At 73.2% G+C, this 1,450-nt stretch carries 2 protein-coding genes; both read left to right on the top strand.

Annotated elements, in window-relative coordinates; genetic code table 11:
- Positions 1-975: NADP-dependent phosphogluconate dehydrogenase (gene gndA, locus K6I34_RS36910; protein WP_229332380.1), on the top strand; the 975-nt coding region annotated here is incomplete at its 5' end.
- Between the two features lie 237 nt (positions 976-1,212).
- Positions 1,213-1,450: DUF6643 family protein (locus tag K6I34_RS36905; RefSeq protein WP_374231124.1), on the top strand; the 238-nt coding region annotated here is incomplete at its 3' end.

Genomic DNA, 1,450 nt, shown 5'->3' with positions numbered 1-1,450 from the left:
CTCCTCGAATCCATCGCCGCCAAGGCCCCCGACGGCACCCCCTGCTGCACCCACATCGGACCCGATGCCTCCGGACACTTCGTCAAGATGGTGCACAACGGCATCGAGTACGCCGACATGCAGCTCATCGCGGAGGCGTACGACCTGCTGCGGCACGTGGCCGGGTACGAGCCCGCCCGCATCGCGGAGGTGTTCCGCACCTGGAACACGGGACGCCTCGACTCCTACCTCGTCGAGATCACCGCCGAGGTGCTCGCGCACACCGACGCCGCCACCGGCAAGCCGTTCGTGGACGTGGTGGCCGACGAGGCGGAGCAGAAGGGCACCGGCCGGTGGACCGTGCAGACGGCGCTCGACCTCGGGACGCCGGTGTCGGGCATCGCGGAGGCGGTCTTCGCCCGTTCCTTGTCCGGCCACGGCGACCTGCGCAAGGCCGCGCGCGGTCTGCCCGGTCCGGCGCGTGAGCCCCTCTCCCCCGCCGAGGCCGAGGAGTTCGCGGCGCGCGTGGAGGAGGCGCTCTACGCGTCGAAGGTCGTCTCGTACGCCCAGGGCTGGAACATGATCGCCACGGCGGGCGCCGAGTACGGCTGGAACATCGACCTCGGCGCCGTGGCCGCCATCTGGCGCGGCGGCTGCATCATCCGGGCCGCGTTCCTGGACCGTATCCGCAGCGCGTTCGCCGCCGACCCGCAGCTGCCGAGCCTGCTGGCCGACAAGGGGTTCGCCGAAGAGGTCGGCCACGCCCAGGACGCCTGGCGCTCGGTGGTCACGACCGCCGTCGCCCATGGGGTGCCCACCCCGGGCTTCTCCGCCGCGCTCGCCTACTACGACGCGCTGCGCGCGGAGCGGCTGCCCGCCGCGCTCACCCAGGGCCAGCGGGACTTCTTCGGCGCCCACACCTACCGGCGCACCGACCGCGAGGGGTCGTTCCACACGCTCTGGTCCGGTGACCGCAGCGAGGAGCGCACGGCCTGAGCCCGGGGCAGGCCGTCGCCCGGGCCGGACAGCCCGCCCCGGCCCTGCCGAAGGGCCTCACGGGCGGCGGCGTGAGGCCCGTCCGGGCGGTCCGGCGGGCCCTGACACCCCGTCCGGTCCGATAAGAGTGTCCTGACCTGCCGGTTCTGTCCTGACCTGCGTCTTTGCAGGTCAGGAAGGCGTCAACGGGGACCTTGGCATAGACCCGACCAGGGGCGTGGGCTTAACTTATGGGCTATGACCTCCCCCCGCAGCAGCTACGGCGGCTACTACGCCTCGTCCTCGTTCAAGGACACCCCCATCTACGACAGCCTCGTCGCCGAGCGGGGCACGCCGCAGATCGCGCCCATCCGGGTGTCCGCGCCGTTCGACGGCGGCAGCAACCTTCCGGCTCTGCCCGCGCTGCCGTCCGGCCCGTCCGCCGCGCCCGCGCCGCAGCCGCCGCAGACCGGCTACGCCACGCCCGCCCCGGCCC

The sequence above is a fragment of the Streptomyces sp. UNOC14_S4 genome (assembly GCF_020740835.1).
Taxonomy (GTDB): domain Bacteria; phylum Actinomycetota; class Actinomycetes; order Streptomycetales; family Streptomycetaceae; genus Streptomyces.
Note: the sequence above shows the minus strand (reverse complement) of the source record. Positions and strands in the feature narration are given on the sequence as shown.